Genomic DNA, 21644 nt, shown 5'->3' with positions numbered 1-21644 from the left:
ACACTAGCAACAGCGTCGCGCGCGCGCGAAATCAGGTGGGCCCAGCCGCAGGGGGGCCGAGGCGCCCCGCCTCGCCCGCCTCCTCGAGCGCCGCGGCGAGCGCCGCCTCGGCGCGCGCACGCACGTCGGGGTCGTCGGGGTCGACGCCCTCGTCGTACTCGTAGAGCCAGCGCAGCGGCCCGCCGGCAGGCGCACGACGGGCGATCACGCGGACGCCGCGGCGGCCCGCGAGGCGCACGTGGCGCTGGAGCACGACGCTGGCGGTCACGCGCTCGCGCACGAGCTGCAGCAGGCGGTCGGGGTCGTCGAGCGCGACGACGTGGACCGGGCGCACCTCACCCCACGAACCCACCTCGCTGACGCGCAGACGACCCTCGTCGGCGTCCCAGTCGGCCGCCTCGACGGCCTCCCAGGGCACCCGGACGACGTCGTCGCCCTCGCCGGGCAGCACCAGCACCGCGTCGCGGGTGCCGCCGACGGCCGCGCCGGAGCCGTCCGAGGCGGAGGCCCAGGCCAGCAGCCGCTCCCCGGGCGAGCCGCGCAGGCCGGCGGGCGGTCGACGGCGCGTCGGGAGCCTCACGCCGGCCCCACGACCTGCTCGCGCAGGGTGCGTCGGTGCTGCTCGAGCGCGACGAGCTCGCCGAACATCCGGTTGTAGTCGGCGGCCTGCTCGACGGGGTTGGTGCGCTGCAGGCGCGACTTGACGTCCGCGATGCGGCGCTGGGCGGTCAGCTCGAGCAGGCGGTGGACGTGCGTCGAGACGTAGGTGGCGTCGGGCTCGCGCAGCGTGCGCAGCGGCTCGACGGCGAGCGCACTGACTGCGCCGGCGCTCTCGGGAGTCGAGGCCGCGGCGGCCGCCGCCTGGCTCACCCGCGACACCCATGCCGGGTCGACCGCTCCCTGCGCCGGGCCGCCGCTGGCGGCGACGGCCTCCCAGACCGCGCGGTAGGTGGGGTGGGTGAAGTCGTCGGGCCCGACGTCGGCGGCGGTGCGTCCGACGGCGCCGGGGTGCTGGAGCACGAGCTTGAGGGTCTCGCGCTCGATGGCGAACCGCGGGTCGTCGAGGGGCGGCAGCGCGCGGCGCGGCGCCGCCTGCTCGGCCGGGGCCGCTGGTGCAGCGTCTCGCGGCGCCTCCTGGCGCCCCCGCGCCGGGGCCGGGCCGCGGTTGACCGCGCGCCGCACCTCGGCGCGCGCGTCCTCGACGTCGACGCCCACCATGCCGGCGATCTCGCGGGCGAAGGCGTCCACCTTCGAGCGGTCGCGCACGCTGGAGACCAGGCGTGCCGCCTCCCGCAGCGCGTCGACGCGGCCGTCGGCGCGGTCGAGGTCGTAGCGCTCGAGCACGTTGCCGAGCACGAAGCGGTAGAGCGGGACCCGCCGCGCCACGAGCTCGCGCACGGCGGCGTCGCCGTCGGCCAAGCGCAGGTCGCAGGGGTCCTTGCCGCTCGGCTCGACCGCGACGTAGGTCTGCGACACGAAGTTCTGGTCGCCGCCGAAGGCGCGCAGCGCGGCCTTCTGGCCGGCGGCGTCGCCGTCGAAGGTGAAGATCACCTCGCCGCGGAACTCCTCGTGGTCGTGCAGGAAGCGCCGCAGCACCCGGGCGTGGTCGTCGCCGAAGGCCGTGCCGCAGGTGGCGACGGCGGTGCCGACGCCGGCCAGGTGGCAGGCCATCACGTCGGTGTAGCCCTCGACCACGACCGCCTGGCTCGAGCGCGCGATCTCGCGCCGCGCGAGGTCGAGGCCGTAGAGCACGGTGCTCTTCTTGTAGATCGGGGTGTCGGAGGTGTTGAGGTACTTCGCCTCGATCCGGTCGTCGTCGAAGATGCGCCGGGCGCCGAAGCCGATCGTGTCGCCGCTCGCGTCGCGGATCGGCCACAGCAGCCGGCCGCGGAACTTGTCGTAGGGCGACCGGCCGACTGCCACCAGTCCGGCGACGGTGACCTCCTCCAAAGAGAAGCCGCGCCCGCGCAGGTGGCGGTGCAGCGCCTCTCCGTCGCGCGGTGCGAAGCCCACGCCGAAGTGCTCGGCGGCGGCCTGGTCGAAGCCTCGCGAGCCGAGGAACTGCCGGGCGGTCAACGCGTCCCCGGGGGTGCCGAGCTGCTCGGCGTAGAACTCCTGCGCGACCTTGTGCGCCTCGACCAGCCGCCCGCGCTGCGGTCCGCTGGGTCGCTGCGGGGCGTCGCCGTCCTCGCGGCGCAGGGGCACGTCGTACTTCTCGGCGAGGCGCTCCACCGCCTCGACGAACCCCAACCCGTCGATCTTCTGCAGGAAGGCGATGACGTCGCCGCCTTCCTGGCAGCCGAAGCAGTGGAAGAACCCTCGACTGGGGGTGACGTGGAAGGAGGGGGACTTCTCGTCGTGGAAGGGGCACAGGCCCTTGCGGGAGCCGCCTCCGGCGTTGCGGAGGGTGACGTAGTCGGAGACGACTTCTTCGATCCGGGCCTTCTCGCGGACCTCCGCGATGTCCTCGTCCCTGATCCGGCCCGCCACGTCGCGGAGTCTACGGGCCGCCGCGGTCTCCCGGGCCGGGCGCCGGTCGACCTGTGCACAGCCGCGCGTGCCAGCCGACCGCGGAGGCGTCGGTGAGGGAGGCGACCTGGTCGACGACGACGCGCAGCGCGGCCGCGTCGTCGCCAGCGCCGGCGTGGTCGGCGCGGAAGGCGGGGTCCAGCGTGCCCGGCGCGCCCGCGGCCACGGCGTCGACGAGCTCCGCCAGCAGCTCGCGCTGGCGGCGCATGGCCGCGACCCGGTCGTCGGCCTGCATGACGTAGTGCGCCGCCACCCCCTTGAGCAGCGCGACCTCGAGCAGCGTCGAGGTCGGGACCACGAGGTCGGCGCGGTGCCGCACCGCCGGGCCGTCGTGCGCCGCGAGGGTGGCCATCTGCACGGCGCCGCAGAAGCGGCCGATCAGGTCGGAGGTGACGTCCTTGAGGCCGGCCAGCGCGCGCCGCGACCCGTCGTAGGCCGCCTGCGGCCAGCTCGGCACGGCGGCCAGACCGGCCCAGGCCGCCTCCAGGGCCGCGTCGTCGGCGCCGGGGAGGTACCACTCGCGCACGGTCGCCCACACCGCAAGCCGCTCACCGGCGTCCCGCAGCCGGGTGAGGTCGATGCGCCCGGCCACGACGCCGTCCTCGACGTCGTGCACCGAGTAGGCCACGTCGTCGGCGAGGTCCATGACCTGCGCCTCGACGCACTGCCGGCTGCCCGCGACGTCGGCCCGCATCCAGTCGAAGACCTCGCGGTCGTCGTCGTAGACGCCGAACTTGACCGTCGTGCGGCGGGTGCCGTCGGCGTGGACACCGCCCGGGGGCTCCGCGACCGCGCGGGGCCAGGGGTACTTCGTGCAGGCGTCGAGCGTGGCCCGGGTGAGGTTGAGCCCGCGCGACACGTCGCCGCCCGGCTGCCCCGGGGCGCCCTGGAAGGTCTTGGCCTCCAGCCGCGTGAGGATGCGCAGCGTCTGCGCGTTGCCCTCGAAGCCACCGCACGGCTGCGACAGCTCGTCGAGCAGCCGCTCGCCGTTGTGCCCGAACGGCGGGTGGCCCAGGTCGTGGGCCAGCGCCGCGGTCTCGGTGACGTCGGGGCTGCAGCCGAGCGCCCGCGCCAGGTCGCGCGCGACCTGGGCCACCTCGAGGCTGTGCGTCAGCCGGTTGCGCACGAAGTCGTCGCTCTGGGGGCCGACCACCTGCGTCTTGGCCGCCAGCCGACGGGAGGCGGCGGCGTGCACGACCCGCGCGCGGTCGCGCTCGAAGGCCGTGCGCTCGGGGGCGGCGACCCGCTTCGGCGGCTCCGGGACGAAGCGCTGCCGGTCAGCCGGGGCGTAGCCGTCGTCACCGGCGGGCAGGGAGCCGCGGGTGCGGGCGGACGGGGGCGGGGACGACATCGGGGGCGACCCTAGCGGTCGCCCCCGACGGTCGTGGCCTGTCGACTCCGCGCCCGGTCAGTAGCCGGTCGGTAGCCGGTCAGTAGGTGGTGACGTGCACGTGGTCGTAGTGGTTGGCGGTGGTGGACCCGCGGTCCTCCATGCCGCGCCAGCCCTCGCCGCTGCGCTCCACCGACCAGATCTTCTGGGCGTAGATGAGATAGCTGATGCCGAGCTCGGCGTGGTTGGCGCGGAGGTACTCCGCGACCTGCCAGCCGAGGTCGCCGCTCACCATGATGTCGAGCGCGATGCCCTGGCTGTGCTCGCCGTCGCTGCGGAAGTCGCCGTACGACGTGATCTGCGGGAAGGCCGCGCAGGTCGCGGCGTGCACCTTGGCCACGTTGGGGCTGACGCCCGGGGAGACCGACGTGCCGTTGCTGCAGGTGGCGTCGCCGGCGGCGGCGCGCGCGGCGACCTCCTCGACGGGCGGCGCCGGCTCCTCCGACGTCAGGTAGCCCGCGGTGACCCAGCGGGAGAGCCCCTTCACCACGACCTCCTCGCGACCCTGGGCGGCGCGCCCGGTCACGAGCACCTTGCGGCCCTCGGCGAGGGTGCCCACCTTGCGGGCGTCGCCGCCCGGCAGCGTCCAGAGGTTGAGCGGCGCGGTGGTCCACAGCCGGGTGTCGGCCGCGGCGACCGCCTTGCGGGTCGCCCGGGCAGCGGCCTCGCGGGCCTCGGCCCGCGCGACCCGGCGCGCGTTGCGGTCGTAGGCCCGCTGCAGGCCGGGCTGGCGCTGGCCGGCACGGCTCACGGGCACGACCCGCTCCAGGGGCTCGCCGACCACGACGGAGTCCTGGGCCGCGACGGGCAGGGGCGTGGCGGATCCGGACCCCACCACGCCGACGGCCACGGTCGCGGCGGTCGCCACGACGGCGACGGGCGCGGCGACCAGGGCGGCGCGGGAGGGGCGGCGGAACCGGCGGCCGGAGCCCGGCGTGGTGCCGGCGGCGGGGGCGGTCGGGTGGTCCTCGTGGCGGGCGGCGGTGTCCCGCTCGTGGCGGATGTCTGCCACTGCGTCGGTCCTTCGTCTCGCGTTCAGGGGAACGCCGGGGCCACCTCGGGGGGAAGGTGCGGCCTCGGCGCGAAGTCACGAGTGAAACACACCCGCAAGGAGAGTCCTAGCCGCGGCCACCCGGATCGGACGTGTCGGTGCTCACCCGGGACCCTCGGCCCCACCCGTGCGGGGGCCTCTCCGACCCCGGGCCACCGGCTCAGCCGCCGGTCTGCTCCGCGGCGCCCTCGGCCGCCACCGCGACCACGCCGTCGCGGCTGTCGAGCCAGCCGTCGGGGAGCGCGACCCTGGCGCGCGGGGAGCCCTGGCGACCGCGCGGCGCGCCGAGCTCGCCCACGGGGAAGGGCTCGGCCGGGTCGAGCTCGGCCAGCAGCGCGTCGAGCTCCGCCAGCGTGTCGACGAGGGCGAGCGCGTGGCGCAGCCGGCCGCCGGCGGAGAAGCCCTTGAGGTACCACGAGACGTGCTTGCGGAACTCGCGGCAGCCGCGCTCCTCCCCCATGTGCGTCGCCAGCAGCTCGGCGTGGCGGCGCATCATCACGCGCACCTCGCCGAGCGTGGGCAGCGTCGCGACCTGCTCGCCGGCGAAGGCCGCCGCGAGGTCGCGGAAGAGCCAAGGCCGACCGAGGCACCCGCGCCCGACGACGACGCCCGCGGCGCCGGTCTGCTCGACCATCCGCACGGCGTCGGCGGCCTCCCACACGTCGCCGTTGCCGAGCACCGGGATGTCGACCGCGGCGACCAGCTCGCCGATCGCCTCCCAGTCGGCCCGGCCGCTGTAGGCCTGCACCACCGTGCGGCCGTGCAGCGCGATCGCCGCGCACCCGCTCTCCTGCGCGATGCGCCCGGCGTCGAGGAACGTGAGGTGGTCGTCGTCGATGCCCTTGCGGGTCTTCATGGTCACCGGCACGCCGTAGGGCGTCGCGGCGCGCACGGCGTGCTCGAGGATCGCGGCCAGCAGCGTCCGCTTCCAGGGCAGGGCACCGCCGCCGCCCTTGCGGGTCACCTTGGGCACCGGGCAGCCGAAGTTGAGGTCGACGTGCGCCACCCCGTGCTCGGCGCAGAGGATCTCGACGGCCTTGCCGACGTAGACCGGGTCGGTGCCGTAGAGCTGGACCGAGCGCACCCGCTCGGCCTCGTCGAAGACGAGCATGTCGCGGGTGTGCTGGTCGCCCTCGACCAGGCCACGCGAGGTGATCATCTCGCAGACGTAGAGCCCGGCCCCCTGCTCGGCGCACAGCCGGCGGAAGGCCGCGTTGGTGATGCCTGCCATGGGGGCGAGCACGACGGGGGTCTCGACGTGCAGCCCCCCGAGGCGCAGGCCGTCGGGCAGCAGGGTGGTCGTCACGAGGCGTCGGTCCCCTGCTCGCCCTGGGCCCCGCCCTGCGCCCCGCCCTGAGTCCCGCCCGGGCCGCGCGCACCGCGACCGCGCCGCTTTGCGCCGGGGCGGTAGGTCGTCTCCTCACCGGTCCACGTGATCGGGTCGAAGTCCTGGGTCGGGCGGAAGCTCACGGCCGTGGCGTCGCCCTTGTCGGGCACGAGGTAGACCAGGCAGACGTCCACCGCCCGGCCGGGACGGAACTTCGCCGGGAAGGGCGTGCTCGGGCAGGCCCGGAAGCGGTCGGCGAAGGTCGAGTGCTGGATCAGGGTGCTGGTCTCGTCGACGAGGTAGAGCGGCGCGCGACGGCCGGACAGGTCGGTGCGGCCGACGTTCTCGACCCGGGCGCGCACGAAGTAGGCGGCCGACGACTCGGCCTCCGGCGGCAGCTGCCAGCCGCGGAAGACCCGCAGCGGCGCCCGCTCGACGGCCCGCACCTCCACGTCGAGGGCGCCCAGCACCTTCTGGTCGGGCTCCCACGCGACGGTGGCGGCGTCACCGAAGGCCAGTGCCGTGCCGGGCTCGGTGAGGCTCACGCCGGGGACCTCGGCGTACGCCGTCTCCGTCGGGCTGGGCGACGGGCTCGCGGTGGCCGTCGACGAGGGGCTCGACACGGCCGGGTCGGGCGCAGCCGCGCCGGACCCCTCCGGCTCGCCGCCCCCGCTGCGCAGCGCGAGGGTCAGCGAGACCGCCAGCAGCAGGACGGCCAGGACCACCGTGACGCGCGGCACGGTGAACAGGCCCCTCCCCGGAGAACTCACCGGGCCATTCTGCACCAGCGGGTGCCCGGTCACCGACTCCTCAGCAGCCGACCAGGCGCTCGCCGAACCAGCGGCTGATGCCGGCGAGCGGGATGCGCTCCTGCGTCATGGCGTCGCGCTCGCGCACGGTGACCGCGTCGTCCTCGAGGGTGTCGAAGTCGACGGTGACGCAGAAGGGCGTGCCGATCTCGTCCTGGCGCCGGTAGCGGCGGCCGATGGCGCCGGAGTCGTCGAACTCCACGTTCCAGTGCTGGCGCAGCTCGGCGGCGAGCGCCTTCGCCTTGGGTGTGAGGTCGGCGTTGCGCGACAGCGGCAGGACGGCCGCCTTGACCGGCGCGAGGCGCGGGTCGAGGCGCAGCACCGTGCGCTTGTCGACGCCGCCCTTGGTGTTGGGCGCCTCGTCCTCGGTGAACGCGTCGACCAGGAAGGTCATGAGCGAGCGCGAGAGACCGGCTGCCGGCTCGATGACGTAGGGGGTGTAGCGCTCCCCCGCGGCCTGGTCGTAGTAGCTGAGGTCCTGGCCGGAGTGCTGCGCGTGCGTGGAGAGATCGAAGTCGGTGCGGTTCGCGACGCCCTCGAGCTCGCCCCACTCCGAGCCGGCGAAGCGGAAGCGGTACTCGATGTCGACGGTGCGCTTGGAGTAGTGGCTGAGCTTCTCCTGCGGGTGCTCGAAGTGGCGCAGGTTGTCGGGGTCGATGCCGAGGTCGGTGTACCACCGGGTGCGCTCGTCGATCCAGTACTGGTGCCACTCCTCGTCCTCGCCCGGCTTGACGAAGAACTCCATCTCCATCTGCTCGAACTCGCGGGTGCGGAAGATGAAGTTGCCCGGCGTGATCTCGTTGCGGAAGCTCTTGCCGATCTGGGCGATGCCGAAGGGCGGCTTGCGGCGGCTCGAGGTCACGACGTTGGCGAAGTTGAGGAAGATGCCCTGCGCGGTCTCGGGGCGCAGGTAGTGCAGGCCGGACTCGTCCTCGACCACGCCGAGGTGGGTCTTGAGCATGCCGGAGAACTGCCGCGGCTCGGTCCAGGCCCCGCGGGTGCCGCAGTTGGCGCAGGCCACGTCGGCCAGGTCGACCGCGTCGGGGTCGTCGAGACCCTTCTTCTCGGCGTACTCCTCCTGCAGGTGGTCGGCGCGGTAGCGCTTGTGGCACGACTGGCACTCGGTCAGCGGGTCGTTGAAGGTGTCGACGTGGCCGCTGGCGACCCAGGTCTCGCGCGGCAGGATCACCGAGGAGTCCAGGCCGACGACGTCCTCGCGGGCCTGCACCATCGCCTTCCACCACTGGCGCTTGATGTTGTCCTTGAGCTCCACGCCGAGCGGGCCGTAGTCCCACGCCGACCGGGTGCCGCCGTAGATCTCGCCGCACGGGTAGACGAAGCCGCGGCGCTTCGCGAGCGAGACGACGTGGTCGACGGTGGACGGCGGCGGCTTGGCCACGGTGGAGCTCCTCCAGGCTGGTCCGCGGACCGACCGGCTGCCGGCCCGACGAAGGCGTCAGCCTAGCGACCGCGCTGCGTGGTCGTTGAGGGCGGCACCGGGCTCCACGCGCTCGTAGGCGCTGGGCTCGTCGAGGGCCCGGGACAGCAGCGGGACCGCCCCGACCTTCACGTCGTAGGACGACAGCGCGCGCCGGTAGGCGCCCACGTGCTCCCAGCGCGTCGTGAGCACCCACAGCTCGGGGTCGTCGACGTTGCGCCCCACCTCGCCGCCGAGGTGGCCCGGCCGGCCGGCGAGCAGCGCCGCGGCGCGCTCGACGTCGGCGCGGAACGCCGCGGCCTCGGTCACGGGCACCCGGAAGCGGTTCACCACGATCACTCGGCGCACCCTACGCACCCGATCGGTTTGACACCCGTCCGGAACGAAGACGAGAATCGTTCTCATGAGTTTGCGACGTGCCTCCGCCCTCGTCCCCGCCCTCGCCCTCGCCCTCTCCTCCTGCGCCGCGCTCGGCGCCGACGGGGACGCCGCTGCCGGTGGGTCCGGCGGCGACGCCCCGACCGTGGCCGCCGCGTTCTACCCCCTGGGATGGGTCGCCGAGCAGGTCGCGGGCGACCGGGCCGAGGTCGAGCTGCTGACCTCCCCCGGAGCCGAGCCGCACGACCTCGAGCTCGGCGTCGGCGAGACCGCGACGGTGGCCGGCGCCGACGTGGTGCTGCTGCTCGACGGCTTCCAGCCTGCCGTCGACGAGGCGGCCGCCGAGTCCGCCGAGGGCTCGGTGCTGGACGCCGCCGACGTCGTCGACCTCCGCGTCGCCGACGACCCGCACGACCACGAGGGCGAGCACGAGGGCGAGCACGCGGGCGAGAGCGCCGAGGACCACGCCGAGCACGAGGGCGAGCACGCGGGCGAGAGCGCCGAGGACCACGCCGAGCACGAGGGCGAGGAGCACACCGAGGGCGACGGGCACACCGAGGGCGACGGGCACGACCACGGCGACAGCGACCTCGACCCGCACTTCTGGCTGGACCCGCAGCGGATGGCCGACCTGGGCGACGCCGTCGCGGACGAGCTGGCCGCGGTCGATCCCGACGGTGCCGCCGACTACGAGGCGGCCGCCGCCGACCTGCGCACCCGCCTCGAGCAGCTCGACGCCGAGTACGCCGAGGGGCTGGCCTCCTGCGCGCGCGACACCGTCGTCGTCAACCACGACGCCTTCGCCTACCTCGAGCGCTACGGCCTGGACTTCGAGCCGATCGCCGGCCTCTCCCCCGACAGCGAGCCCACCCCGGGCGACCTCGCCCGGCTGCAGGACGTCATCGCCGACGAGGGCGTCACCACCGTCTTCAGCGAGCGCCTGGTCAGCCCGAAGACCGCCGAGACGCTCGCCTCCGACCTGGGCATCGAGGCCGACGTGCTCGACCCGCTCGAGGGGCTGACCGACGAGACGGCCGGGGAGGACTACCTTTCCCTCATGCGCGCGAACCTCTCGGCCCTCCAGGCGGCGAACGGCTGTTGAGCCCGGCAGCCCCCACGACCCCGACCGCGCCGGTCGCCGAGGTGCACGACGGCGCCGTCGTCCTCGGCGGCCGCCCCGTGCTCCGCGGCATCGACCTCGCGGTGCCGGCCGGGCAGTTCGTGGCGCTCATGGGCGCGAACGGCTCCGGCAAGTCGACGCTGGTGCGGGCGATGACCGGCCTGCTCCCGCTCGCGCGGGGCCGCGCGACCCTCTTCGGCTCCCCCGTGGAGCGCTTCGCCGACCGGCACCGCGTGGGCTTCGTGCCGCAGCGCGCGGGCGCCACGAGCGGCGTGCCCGCCTCGGTCGCCGAGGTGGTCGCCTCCGGGCGCCTGACCCGACGCCGGGTGCTGCGGCCTGCCAGCCGGACCGACCGCCGCGCGGTGCACGACGCCCTCGAGACCGTCGGCCTCGCCGACCGCGCCCGCGACGCGGTCTCCACCCTCTCCGGCGGTCAGCAGCAACGGGTGCTCATCGCCCGGGCACTGGCCGGGGAGCCCGAGCTGTTCTTCCTCGACGAGCCGACCGCCGGGGTCGACCTCGGCAGCCAGCAGGCGCTGGCCGACACCCTCGCCGCGCTCGCCGCCCGCGGCTCGACCGTGGTGCTGGTGGCCCACGAGCTCGGTCCCCTGGCCCCCCTGGTCCAGCGCACCGTCGTGCTGCGCGGCGGTCGCGTGGTGCACGACGGCGCACCGCTGGCCGCCGACGAGGCCGTCGCGCTGCACGAGGCGCACGGGTCGCACTGCCACGACCTCGGGCTGCCGGGCGACGACCCGCGCGACCGCCGCTTCGCCCACGACCACGCCCCGCACGTCGCGGCTCCCCTGGAGGCACCGTGACCGACCTGCTCGCGCTGCCCTTCATGCAGCGAGCGTTGATCGCGGCCCTGTTCACCGGTCTGGCGGCCCCGGTCGTCGGCACCTACCTGGTCCAGCGCCGCCTCGCGCTCATGGGTGACGGGCTCGGCCACGTCGCCGTCACCGGGGTAGCGCTCGGGCTGTGGACCGGCGCCGCCCCCACCTGGACCGCCGTGCTGGTGGCGGTCGTCGGCGCGGTGCTCATCGAGGTCATCCGCGAGCGCGGCCACACCAGCGGCGACGTCGCGCTCGCCCTGCTCTTCTACGGTGGCATCGCCGGCGGCATCCTCATCACCGGCCTGGCCGGGCAGAGCGCGACCACGCTCAACCAGTACCTCTTCGGCTCGCTCACCACGCTGGCGGTCGGCGACGTGTGGTTCACCATCGCGCTCGCCGCGGTCGTCGTCGTGCTCGGTGTGGGGCTGGCGCCCCAGCTCTTCACCGTCGCCCAGGACCAGGACTTCGCCCGAGTGGCGGGCCTGCGCGTGCGCGGCTACAACCTGCTGGTCGCCGTGCTCGCCGCGGTGACCGTGACCGTGGCGATGCGCACCGTGGGGCTGCTGCTCGTCTCCGCCCTCATGGTCGTGCCGGTCGCGACCTCGCAGCAGGTCATGCGCACCTTCCGCCGCACCATGGCCCTCGCGGTCGCCCTCGGCGTGGGGGCCTCCGTCGGCGGCCTGCTGCTGGCGGCCTACCTCTCGGTGGCCGCGGACCTGACCGTCGCCACCGGACCGACCATCGTGCTCCTGGCACTCGCCTGCTTCGCCCTCACCTGGCCGATCGGCAGCTGGCTGCGGCACCGCGAGCGCGCCCGCAGCCCCTTCCCCGAGGTGCCGGGCGAGGAGGAGGTGGTCGTGGCGGCCTCGGCGCACCCGCACCAGCACGGACCCGACTGCGGCCACCCCGCGATCCGCCACGGCGACCACGTCGACTACGTGCACGACGGGCACCGCCACGCGCCGCACGAGGAGCACTATGACGAGCACTGACGCCTCGGCCGGCGACGCACGGCCGAGCCCCCTCCAGGTCGTGGTGATGGGCGTGTCCGCCACGGGCAAGTCGAGCGTCGCCCTGCTGCTGGCCGAGCGGCTCGGCTGGGAATTCGTCGAGGGCGACGACCTCCACCCCCCGGCCAACGTCGAGAAGATGCGCGAGGGCGTGCCCCTCAGCGACACCGACCGCGAGCCCTGGCTCGACCTCGTCAACGCGCGCGCCCGCGAGCGGGCCCGCGCCGGCGCGAGCTCGGTCATCACCTGCTCGGCCCTGCGCCGCGCCTACCGCGACCGGCTGGAGGACGGCGTCCCCGCGATGCACTTCGTCCACCTGCACGCGCCCTACGCGGTGCTGAAGCCGCGGATGGCCCGCCGGCAGCGCCACTTCATGCCGACCGGGCTGCTGCGCTCGCAGTTCGCCACCCTCGAGCCGCTCGAGCCCGACGAGGACGGCTCCGTCGTCGACGTGTCCGGCACCCTGGAAGAGGTCGTGGAGCTCGCGCTCGCGGCGGTGCGGCGCCGAGCGGGGGGACCGCCCGCAGGGGTGTGACGGACGGCACCGTGGGCACCGAGGCCTGACACCTCACCCCTCAGGAGGGACCCGTGGACGCCATCGCCCCGGCGTACGGCACGGCGACGCTGCTGCTCATCGCCGCCGCCGCCGTCGCCTTGCTGCTCGTGCTCATCATGGTGGTCAGGCTGCACGCCTTCGTGGCGCTCGTCCTCGTCAGCGTGCTGACCGCCGTCGCCGCCGGCATCCCCGTGGCCGACGTGCCCGACGCGCTGCTCTACGGCTTCGCCGACACCATCGGGTCGGTCGCGCTGCTCGTCGGCTTCGGCGTGATGATCGGACGCCTGCTGGAGGTGACCGGCGGGGCCCAGGTGCTGGCGGACACGCTGATCAGCCGCTTCGGCGAGCGGCGCGCGCCGCTCGCCCTCGGCGTCGCCGCCCTCCTCTTCGGCTTCCCGATCTTCTTCGACGCGGGCCTCGTCGTCTTCCTGCCGATCATCCTGACCGTCGCCCGCCGCTTCGGGGGTTCGCTGCTGCTCTACGCCCTGCCGGCCGCCGGCGCCTTCGCGGCCATGCACGCGCTGGTGCCGCCCCACCCGGGGCCCGTCGCGGCGGCCGAGGCGCTGGAGGCCGACATCGGCCTGACCCTGCTGGTCGGCGCCCCGGTCGCGGTCGTGTCCTGGTACGTCGGCGTCATGCTGGTCTCGCGGGTGCTGGGCAGGCGCGTCCACGTCGACGTGCCCGAGCTGCTCTTCGGCGAGGCGGTCGACCCGGCCGACACCTCGCCCGCGCCCACCGGGGGAGCCTCGCCCGGGCGCGGCCAGGACGCCGCAGGCACCGGCGCGCGGTCCGCGACCGCGGTGCGCGAGACGTCGGCCCCGTCGTTCGCCACCGTCGTGGGCCTGCTGCTGCTGCCCTTCGTGCTGATCGCCTTCGACACCGTGCTCGCCACCCTCGCCTCCGCCGGGGTCGTGGACGAGGAGGCGACGTGGGTGGCGTCGCTGCGGCTGCTGGGCAACACCACGGTGGCGCTGCTGCTGACCACGCTGGTCGCGATCTTCACCCTCGGCACGCGCGGCCGCTCGCTCTCCGACGTCGGCACCATCCTCGACAAGGCGCTGGCGCCGATCTGCTCGATCATCCTCATCACCGGCGCCGGCGGCATGTTCGGCGGCGTGCTGGAGCTCAGCGGCATCGGCGAGGCGCTCAGCGGGTCGCTCTCCGACCTCGGCATGTCGCTCGTGCTCCAGGCCTTCGTGGTCTCGACGCTGCTGCGCGTCGCGCAGGGCTCGGCCACCGTCGCGCTCACCACGGCCAGCGGCCTGCTGGCCCCCGCGGCGGCGGCCGCGAGCCTGGGCGAGCTGCAGCTGGTGCTCCTGGTCGTCGCGATCGCGGCCGGCGCGACGGTGCTCTCGCACGTCAACGACTCCGGCTTCTGGCTGGTCAGCCGGTTCTTCGGCATGGACGAGGCGACCACGCTCAAGACCTGGACGGTCATGGAGACCACGCTCGGCCTCGCCGCCTTCGGCTGCGCGCTGGCGCTGTGGCCCGTGGCCGGCGCCCTCGGGTGAGCCTCAGGCGGAGCCGTAGCGGCGGTCGCGCCGGGCGTAGGTCTCGACGGCCTGCCACAGGTGGCGGCGGTCGACGTCGGGCCACAGCACGTCGGTGAAGACCATCTCGGAGTAGGCCGCCTGCCACAGCACGAAGTTGGAGAGCCGCTGCTCGCCCGAGGTGCGCCACACCAGGTCGGCGTCGGGCAGCTCCGGCACGTAGAGGTGGCGGGCGAAGACCTTCTCGGTGACCTTCTCCGGGTCGAGCCGACCGGCCGCCACCTCGCGGGCGATCGCGCGCGCCGCGTCGGCCAGCTCCGCGCGACCGCCGTAGTTGACGCACATCGTGAGGGTGAGGACGTCGTTGTCTCGGGTCAGCTCCTCCGCCCGCTGCAGCTCGCTCACCACCGAGCGCCACAGCCGCGGGGCGCGGCCGGCCCACCGCACCCGCACGCCGAGCGCGTGCATCTCGTCGCGGCGGCGTCGGATGACGTCGCGGTTGAAGCCCATGAGGAACTTGACCTCGTCGGGCGAGCGCGACCAGTTCTCGGTGGAGAAGGCGTAGGCCGAGACCGCCTTCACCCCCAGCTCGATCGCGCCCTCCACGACGTCGAAGAGCGAGGACTCCCCCGCCTCGTGGCCGCGGGTGCGGGGCAGCCCGCGCTCCTTGGCCCACCGGCCGTTGCCGTCCATGACGACGGCGACGTGGTGCGGCACCAGCTCGGGCGGCAGCGCGGGCGGGCGGGCCCCGGAGGGGTGCGGGCGCGGGGCGCGCACGTCGGTGCGCGACCGGGACGTCGACTTCACGCCGCTCACCCTCGCACAGCGGACGGGCGCGCCCGCGCCGTCGGTGGGCGTGCCGACCGCGCCTGCGGGCGGCCACTAGGGTCGGGGCGTGTCCTCCACCAACCACGCGATCGAGCAGCAGCTGTTCACGATGCTGCGCCGCACCAACGCGATCCACGTCTCGACCGCCCACGGCGACTACGAGCTCGAGCGCTCGAGCTACGGCATCCTGTGCCTGCTCGACGACGAGGGCCCCATGCGGTTGGGGCAGATCGCCACGACCTTCAACCTGGACCCCTCGACGATCACCCGCCAGGTCCAGGCCGTCGAGCGCCTCGGGCTCGCCGCGCGCTCGCAGGACCCGCAGGACCGGCGCGCCGCGCTGCTCGACCTGACGCCGGAGGGCCGCGACGCCGTCCGCACCGCTCGCGCCCACCGCCGCGAGATGCTCGACCTGCTGCTGGGCGCCTGGTCCGAGGACGAGCGTGAGGAGTTCCTGCGCGCCCTCACCCGCTTCAACACCACCGTCACCCGCTGGATCGAGGACAGCGCCCCGCCCAGCCCGGCGGGCGACTAGCTCGAGCGCTCCACGTAGGGCAGGGAGCGCAGGCTGCGCTCCACGTGCCAGGCGAGGTACGCCGCGACCAGCGTCCCGGCCTCGCGCAGGTGGCGGGGGTCGGCCGCCTCGACGCACTCCCAGTCACCGGCCAGCAGCGCACCCAGCACGGTGACGGTCTGCGGCGCCGGCGAGGCCGAGCCCGGCAGCCGGCAGGTGCTGCAGAGCATGCCGCCCGAGGCGGGGTTGAACCAGCGGTGGGGACCCTCGAGCCCGCAGCGGGCGCACGCGTCGAAGGACGCGGCGTACCCGGCGACGGCGAGGCTGCGCAGCAGGTAGGAGTCGAGCACCTGCGTCGGCCCCCGGTGACCGCCGGCCATGGCCCGCAGCCCGCCCACCAGCAGCAAGAACTGCTGCACGGCCGGCTCGCGCTCCTCGACCACGAGCCGCTCGGCGGTCTCGAGCATCACGGTGCCGGCGGTGTAGCGCTCGTAGTCGGCGCCGAGGTGGGCCGAGAAGGGCGTCAGCGTCTCGGCCTGGGTCACGACGTCGAGGCTGCGGCCCTCGGCCAGCTGCAGGTCGACGTGGGTGAAGGGCTCGAGGCGCGAGCCCCAGCGCGAGGACGTGCGACGCACGCCGCGCGCGACCGCGCGCACGAGCCCGTGCTGACGCGTCAGCAGCGTGACGATGCGGTCCGCCTCGCCCAGCTTGTGCGTGCGGAGCACGACGGCCTCGTCCCGGTAGAGCACTCCCCCATTGTGCCGTCGTGGGTGCGCCCACGGCGGCAGCGGGCCGCCGGCGCGTGCTGGTCAGGCGCCGGCGCGGCGCCGGCGGCGCGAGACCTTCCACGAGCGGCGGCAGAAGTCGAGCACCTCCATCGCGGCCGGGTCGGTGCCGCCGCGGCGTGGCACCCGCCGGCCGGCCGTGGTCACCGTCGCGTGGGGCAGCTCCTCGCCGAGGAGCCGCGCGTCGGACGTGCGGTGCCACGGGTCGCCGGGGTGGGCGACGACCAGGGTCGGCGCGGTGACGCGGCGCCGGCGGCCCGGGTCGGGCGCGAGACCGGTGGCGAGCACGCCGTGGAGCATCGCGGCGAGGGCGCGGGGGCGCTGGTCGGCACCGTCGAGGGCCACGCCCAGCCAGTGCGGCAGCGGGCCGCGCGGCACCGGGCGGGTGACGAGCCGCAGGAGGGTCAGCGGCAGGGGCGCGTGGCGCGCCGTCAGCATGAGCGGGCCCAGCGTGACCAGGGCGGCGGCGAAGCCGTTGTCGAGCAGCGGCGCGTCGAGGACCAGCCCGCGCACGCGCTCCGGTGCCTCGGCCGCCACGGTGAGGGCCACCGCGGAGCCGAGCGACGTGCCGCCCACGACGGCCTGCCCGGCGCCGAGGTGGTCGAGCAGCGACACCACGTGGCGGGCGGCGGCCGCCACGGAGTAGGCGAGCGGGTCGGCCGGTCGGTCGGAGCGGCCCTGCCCCAGCGGGTCGAGGGTGACGACGTGGAGGCCGCCGGCGGCGAGGTGCCGGGCGAGCGGCTCGAGCGAGCGGCGCGACAGCAGGGGCGCCGGCAGCAGCACCACCCAGGCCTCGCCGCTGCCGTGCTCGGTGAACTCCAGCCGCTCGCGGTGGCCAGCGGCGTCCTCGACGAAGACCTGACCGACGCGCTCGGAGACCAGCATGGGCCGAGGCTAGCCCGCCACGGGGGCGGCGGGGTGGACCTCGGGCGCGCGGTCGAGCCCGGGCACGGGCAGGTGGGCGCGCACGGTGGTGCCCTCGCCGGCGACGCTGTGCACGGTGATGCGACCGCCGTGGGCCGCGACGACCGAGCGGGAGATGGTCAGTCCGAGCCCCACCCCCTGCACCGCCTGCTCGCGGGCGTGCTCGCCCCGCACGAAGGGCTCGAACACCTGGTCGCGCTCGGCGGCCGGGATGCCCACCCCCGTGTCCCGGACCTCGACCACCGCCTCCCGGGGCGCGTCGGACCCCGCCTCTGCGGCCCTGACCGACACGACGACGCTGCCACCCTGGCGGTTGTAGCGCACGGCGTTGCCGACGAGGTGGCCGAGCACCTCGAGGAGCCGCTCGCGGTCGACCAGCGCCACCACGGGCTCGGAGCAGCGCGCCTCCAGGTGCAGCCCGGCCTCCCGCGCAGCGCGGCCCGCGGCCCGCACCGCGTCGCGGGCGAGGGCCGCGACGTCTTCGGGCAGCCGGCGCAGCACCACACCGTCAGCGCCCTGCGCCGCGGGGTGGAGCAGCTCGGTCACCAGCGTGAGGAGCCGGGTGGCGTTGCGCCCGACCACGTCGAGGTGCGAGCGCACCTGGTCGTCGAGGTCGGGCCGGTCCTGCACGACGTCGAGGTAGCCGATGATCGACGTGAGCGGCGTGCGCAGCTCGTGCGACACCGTCGCGACGAAGTCGTCCTTCACCTCCAACGCGCGCACCAGGTCGGTGACGTCGAGGTAGGACACCACCGAGCCGTCGAGGCCGCCGCCGGCGTCGCGCACCGCGCGGGCGGTCACCGACAGGGCGCGACGGCGGGCGGGGTCGCGTCCCACCCAGACCAGCAGGTCGTCGAACTCCTCGCCGTGGCTCGCCCGCCACGACGGCAGCTCCTCGCGCCGCAGGCGGGTCGCGCGGTCCGCGCCGAAGACGTCGCCCTCCTGCCCGGCTCGACCGGCGTGGCCCTCGGGATAGGCCAGCGCCAAGAACTCGCGGTGGCGCCGGTTGACCGCACGGTAGGTGCCGTCTGCGTCGAGCAGCACCATCCCGACGACCGCGGCGTCGAGGACCGTGGAGCTGCGACGTGCCTCGCGGCGCAGCTCCCCCAGCGCCGCCTCGAGCATCAGGCCGCGCTCCTCCGCCTCCGCCGTGCGCGCCCGCACGGCCTCGAGCGCGAGGGCGACGGCGGCGGCGGCGAGGCCGGCGACCACCGGCAGCACGAGGGCGCGCGAGAGGTCCGCCGGGCGCTCGGCACCCAGCACCAGCAGCGAGGGCGCGGAGACCAGCACGGCCGTGGCCACGAGGGCCGTGACCGCCCCGCCCCTGCCGTGGCGACGCCCCAGCCACAGCGCCGGCAGCACCACCAGGGCCGGCAGGCCGCTCCCGTCGGGGTCGAGGCGCAGCAGCCCGAGGCCCGCCAGGTCGAGCAGCGGCACGACCAGCAGCCACGGCGCGCAGCGGCGGACCCAGGAGGCGACCGCCGTGGCGACCGTGGCGAGGGCCACCAGCAGCAGGCCGAGGGCCGGCCAGGACTGCACGGCGTACCCCTGCCCGGCGAGGAGGCGCACCAGGAGGTCGGGCACGACCAGGGCGGCGAAGCCGGCCTGCAGCAGGCGGGGGTAGGTCTCCTCCCGCACGGGGATCGGACCCGCGTGCGGGGCGCTCACGGCCCCCAGCCTCCCAGCGGCGCTGCAGCGTTGTCGGGAGGGTTCCTCAAGATCTCCTCGACTTCTGCAAGATCGCTGCTTCGCCTGCGCGCGGGAGGCTCAGGGCAGACACTGGACGCATGAGGAGGGAGCGGCTCGCGCCCGCAGGCGCAGTCGCGCTCGCGCTCGTCGCCGTCGTCCTGACCGGCGCCAGCGCCGTGCACTGGGCCCCGGCCGGCAGCGCAGTCGCCACCTGGTGGCCGGCCGCGGGCATCGCCGTCGCGCTGGTCGCCGTCGTGCCGCGCGCCTGGGTGCTGCCGGCGGTGCTGGGGGTCGTCGTCGCTGCGGGCGCGGCCAACGCGATCGCGGGACGTGAGCTCCTGCTCGCCTCGCTCTTCGGGCTGTGCAACGGCGCCGAGGCGCTGATCGCGGGCTCGCTGCTGCGCCGCGGCCGCGGCGGCCGGGCCCGACTCGAGACCCTCGACGACCTCTTCCGCCTGCTCGGGGCCTGCCTCGCCGGTGTGTCGGTCACCGCCCTCGGGGTGGCCGCAGCGGTCGCCGCCGTCGGCCCGGGCGACCCCGTCGCCGCGTGGCGCTCGGTGCTGGCCGCCCACAGCGCGGCCCTGCTCGTGCTCGTGCCGGTCGCCCTGACCTGGCGCCACCGCTGGCCCCCGCGCGACCGGGCCGGCGAGCTGCTGCTGCAGTCCTCGGCGCTCGTCGTGGTCACCGCGCTGGTCTTCGCGCCGGACCAGCACCACGGCCTCGCCTACGCCCCGCTGCCGCTGCTGGTCTGGGCCGGCCTGCGGCTCGGGACGCGCGTCACGTCCCTGCAGCTCGCGGTGCTGGCCGCCGGCAGCACCTGGGCGACCGCCCAGGGCGCCGGGCCCTTCGTCGCCCACGAGGGGCACCCCGACCTCACGCCGGCGCTCACCGGCACGCTGGTGCAGACCTTCCTGCTCTGCACGGCCGTCACCGCGCTGCCGCTCGCCCTCACCGTCGCGCAGCGCGGGCGGCTCCTCGAGCAGGTGCGGGCGAGCGAGACGCTCTTCCGCAGCAACTTCACGGGTGCCGTCGTCGGCATGGTGCTGCTGCGCGAGGACGAGCGCGGCCTGACGGTGCACGAGGCCAACGACGCCGCCGTGCAGATGCTCGGCGCCCCGGGGCCCGCCGGCGTCGTCGGACGCGCGCTGCCCGACCTGCTGCGCGACACCGGCCGGCTCGCCGAGGCGCTCCCCCGGCTCGCCCGGGGTGACCTGGCGAGCTGGTCGGCGGAGTCCGACACGACCAGCCCCGGTGGCGGGCGGGTGCGCCTGCACCTCGCCCCGATCCTCGACGACGACGACGGCCTCTGCTTCGCCGCCCAGCTGCGCGACGTCACCGAGGAGCACCGCAGCCGGCAGCGGCTGCGCGCGGAGCGCGAGCTGCTGCGCGCCACCCTCGCCGCGACCGGGGCGCTCATCGTCGTCACCGACACCGAGGGCACGGTCGTGCGGGTCAACGCCGCGACCGTGCGCGCCACCGGCGTGCCCGAGGAGGAGCTGCTCGGCCACCCCGTCTGGACCCACCTGACGCTCCCGGGCACCGACGCCTGGCTGCGTGAGGTCGCCGGTGGCGGCGACGGCACGGCGGTCCCGGCCGCGGCCGGACCAGGGGCCGGAGCGGGCGCCGGGACGAGCGCCGGGGCGAGCGCCGGGGCGGAGACCGTCCTGCGCACCGCCGAGGGCCGCACGCTGCACGTCGCGTGGAGCACCGACGTCGTGCGCGACGCCGACGACCGGCCGACGCACGTCGTGCTCACCGGCGCCGACGTGACGGCCGAGCGCGCCGCCGCCGGCCTGATGTCGCGGGTGATGGACTCCGACCTCGGGACCGTGCTGCTCGCCCTCGACCACGACGGCGTGGTGACGCAGGCCAACCGCGGCGCGGCCCGGCTGCTCGGCGTGCCCGCCGAGGAGCTCGCGGGCCGCGCCTTCACCGACCTGCTCGACGCGGGCGAGCTCGCGACCTGGGCGCGGGGTCGCGGCGGCACCCCCGGCTTCGAGACCGTCGCCGAGTGGGCAGCCGCAGCGGGCTGCGGGGCCACCCGCGAGTGGACCTGGCGCCTCGGCGACGGGCCCGCGGCGACGGTCTCGACGGCGCTCAGCGTCGTGCGCGACACGACGACGCAGGAGGTCGGGTGGTTCTGCGTCGGCCGCGACGTCACCGCCTCCCGCCGCAGCCACGAGCTGCTCGTCGCGGCCCTGGAGAAGGAGCGGCACGCCTCCGACCGCCTCCGCGAGCTCGACGCGGCCAAGAACGACTTCGTCTCCACCGTCAGCCACGAGCTGCGCACCCCGGTCACCAGCATCGTCGGCTACGCCGAGATGCTCAGCGACGGTGGCGCCGGCGAGCTCGACGCGCTGCAGGCCTCGATGCTGGCCGCGATCGAGCGCAACGGCCAGCGCCTGATCGCCCTCGCCGACGACCTGCTGACCCTCTCCCGCCTCGAGTCGGGCACGCAGGCCGTCGACCTCGTCCCGCTCGACCTCCGCGACACCGTGCGCAGCGCGGAGACCGCGCTGCGACCGCTGCTCAGCGGCCGCTGGCTCGACCTCGCCTTGGACGTGCCCGACCAGCCGGTGCCCGTGCGCGGCGACGTCGCGCAGCTCGACCGGGTGCTGCTCAACCTGCTGAGCAACGCCGTGAAGTTCACCGAGGACGGCGGCTCCGTCGGCTGCGCGCTGCAGGTCGTGGACGCGGAGGCGCGCCTCGTCGTCTCCGACACCGGCATCGGCGTGCCGCTCGCCGAGCAGGCGTCGCTGTTCTCGAAGTTCTACCGCGCGACCGCCGCCCAGGAGCGGGCCATCCAGGGCACCGGCCTCGGCCTGTCGATCGTCGCCTCGATCCTCGAGTCGCACGGCGGCCGCGTCGAGGTCGACTCCGTGGTCGACGAGGGCACCCGCTTCACCGTGTCGCTGCCGCTGCACGCCGGCAGCGGCGACCGCCTCGGGCGCGAGCCCGAGACGGTCGCCTGAG

General features: G+C 75.5%; 19 protein-coding genes. 7 read left to right on the top strand and 12 right to left on the bottom strand.

Annotation, left to right across the window (positions count from 1 at the left end; translation table 11 throughout):
• Positions 1–31 precede the first annotated feature (31 nt).
• The 8 genes from BJ989_RS09410 to BJ989_RS09375 all read right to left on the bottom strand — a co-directional run bounded on the left by BJ989_RS09410 (position 32) and on the right by BJ989_RS09375 (position 8883).
• On the bottom strand, positions 32–580 hold the full coding sequence (locus BJ989_RS09410; protein ID WP_179517984.1) for a hypothetical protein: 549 nt from the start codon (positions 578–580) through the stop codon (positions 32–34).
• A complete protein-coding gene (gene dnaG / locus BJ989_RS09405; RefSeq protein WP_179517983.1) occupies positions 577–2490 on the bottom strand; it encodes a DNA primase in 1914 nt (637 codons plus the stop codon). The genes BJ989_RS09410 and dnaG overlap by 4 nt, the downstream gene beginning before the upstream one ends.
• A gap of 10 nt (positions 2491–2500) precedes the next feature.
• Entirely contained in the window at positions 2501–3880 is a 1380-nt protein-coding gene (locus BJ989_RS09400; protein WP_179517982.1) for a deoxyguanosinetriphosphate triphosphohydrolase, read from the bottom strand.
• A gap of 79 nt (positions 3881–3959) precedes the next feature.
• On the bottom strand, positions 3960–4931 hold the full coding sequence (locus BJ989_RS09395) for a VldE C-terminal domain-containing protein (RefSeq protein WP_179517981.1): 972 nt from the start codon (positions 4929–4931) through the stop codon (positions 3960–3962).
• A 199-nt stretch (positions 4932–5130) separates the two neighbouring features.
• Positions 5131–6276, bottom strand: a complete 1146-nt coding sequence (gene dusB, locus BJ989_RS09390) for a tRNA dihydrouridine synthase DusB (protein WP_179517980.1) — start codon at positions 6274–6276, stop codon at positions 5131–5133.
• Positions 6273–7067 carry a hypothetical protein gene (locus BJ989_RS09385; protein ID WP_179517979.1) on the bottom strand — a complete coding sequence of 265 codons (795 nt, stop codon included), beginning with the start codon at positions 7065–7067 and terminating at the stop codon, positions 6273–6275. Before BJ989_RS09385 ends, dusB begins: the two co-directional genes overlap by 4 nt.
• A 40-nt stretch (positions 7068–7107) precedes the next feature.
• Positions 7108–8505, bottom strand: coding sequence for a glycine--tRNA ligase (locus BJ989_RS09380; protein WP_179517978.1), 1398 nt, complete (start codon positions 8503–8505; stop codon positions 7108–7110).
• Positions 8506–8562: 57 nt separating this feature from the next.
• Positions 8563–8883, bottom strand: coding sequence for an antibiotic biosynthesis monooxygenase (locus BJ989_RS09375; RefSeq protein ID WP_179517977.1), 321 nt, complete (start codon positions 8881–8883; stop codon positions 8563–8565).
• 64 nt (positions 8884–8947) lie between these two features.
• Between BJ989_RS09375 and BJ989_RS09370 the strand changes: the two genes are divergently transcribed.
• Genes BJ989_RS09370 through BJ989_RS09350 form a run of 5 tightly spaced genes read left to right on the top strand, consistent with a single transcriptional unit; the run spans position 8948 to position 13952 of the window.
• A complete protein-coding gene (locus tag BJ989_RS09370) occupies positions 8948–10024 on the top strand; it encodes a metal ABC transporter substrate-binding protein (protein ID WP_179517976.1) in 1077 nt (358 codons plus the stop codon).
• Positions 10021–10860: a metal ABC transporter ATP-binding protein gene (locus BJ989_RS09365; protein ID WP_179517975.1), complete on the top strand. Its 840-nt coding sequence runs from the start codon at positions 10021–10023 to the stop codon at positions 10858–10860. The genes BJ989_RS09370 and BJ989_RS09365 overlap by 4 nt, the downstream gene beginning before the upstream one ends.
• A complete protein-coding gene (locus tag BJ989_RS09360) occupies positions 10857–11867 on the top strand; it encodes a metal ABC transporter permease (protein ID WP_343049226.1) in 1011 nt (336 codons plus the stop codon). Before BJ989_RS09365 ends, BJ989_RS09360 begins: the two co-directional genes overlap by 4 nt.
• Positions 11854–12420, top strand: coding sequence for a gluconokinase (locus tag BJ989_RS09355; RefSeq protein ID WP_179517974.1), 567 nt, complete (start codon positions 11854–11856; stop codon positions 12418–12420). The genes BJ989_RS09360 and BJ989_RS09355 overlap by 14 nt, the downstream gene beginning before the upstream one ends.
• A 53-nt stretch (positions 12421–12473) precedes the next feature.
• The gene (locus BJ989_RS09350; protein WP_179517973.1) at positions 12474–13952 is read left to right on the top strand and encodes a GntT/GntP/DsdX family permease; all 1479 of its coding nucleotides are present in this window, start codon (positions 12474–12476) and stop codon (positions 13950–13952) included.
• A 3-nt stretch (positions 13953–13955) separates the two neighbouring features.
• Here BJ989_RS09350 and BJ989_RS09345 read toward each other — a convergent pair whose 3' ends face one another.
• Positions 13956–14738, bottom strand: coding sequence for an isoprenyl transferase (locus BJ989_RS09345; protein ID WP_343049225.1), 783 nt, complete (start codon positions 14736–14738; stop codon positions 13956–13958).
• Positions 14739–14826: 88 nt separating this feature from the next.
• On the opposite strand from BJ989_RS09345, the gene BJ989_RS09340 reads away from it, so the two are divergent.
• The gene (locus BJ989_RS09340; RefSeq protein WP_179517972.1) at positions 14827–15294 is read left to right on the top strand and encodes a MarR family transcriptional regulator; all 468 of its coding nucleotides are present in this window, start codon (positions 14827–14829) and stop codon (positions 15292–15294) included.
• Here BJ989_RS09340 and recO read toward each other — a convergent pair.
• From recO to BJ989_RS17660, 3 genes are read right to left on the bottom strand one after another with little or no spacing between them, the layout of a single operon-like run.
• Positions 15291–16022, bottom strand: coding sequence for a DNA repair protein RecO (gene recO, locus BJ989_RS09335; RefSeq protein ID WP_179517971.1), 732 nt, complete (start codon positions 16020–16022; stop codon positions 15291–15293). The genes BJ989_RS09340 and recO overlap by 4 nt on opposite strands.
• A gap of 60 nt (positions 16023–16082) precedes the next feature.
• Positions 16083–16943, bottom strand: a complete 861-nt coding sequence (locus tag BJ989_RS09330) for an alpha/beta fold hydrolase (RefSeq protein ID WP_179517970.1) — start codon at positions 16941–16943, stop codon at positions 16083–16085.
• Positions 16944–16952: 9 nt separating this feature from the next.
• Complete coding sequence (locus BJ989_RS17660; RefSeq protein WP_179517969.1) at positions 16953–18650, bottom strand: ATP-binding protein; 1698 nt, start codon at positions 18648–18650, stop codon at positions 16953–16955.
• Positions 18651–18769: 119 nt separating this feature from the next.
• On the opposite strand from BJ989_RS17660, the gene BJ989_RS09320 reads away from it, so the two are divergent.
• Positions 18770–21643 carry an ATP-binding protein gene (locus tag BJ989_RS09320; protein ID WP_179517968.1) on the top strand — a complete coding sequence of 958 codons (2874 nt, stop codon included), beginning with the start codon at positions 18770–18772 and terminating at the stop codon, positions 21641–21643.
• The last annotated feature ends 1 nt before the right edge of the window (position 21644 follow it).

Origin of the sequence: Nocardioides perillae, assembly GCF_013409425.1 — a bacterium.
In the GTDB taxonomy this organism is placed as follows: Bacteria; Actinomycetota; Actinomycetes; order Propionibacteriales; family Nocardioidaceae; genus Nocardioides; species Nocardioides perillae.
The sequence above is the reverse complement of the archived record's forward strand: the minus strand, read 5'-3'. Positions and strand labels throughout refer to the sequence as shown.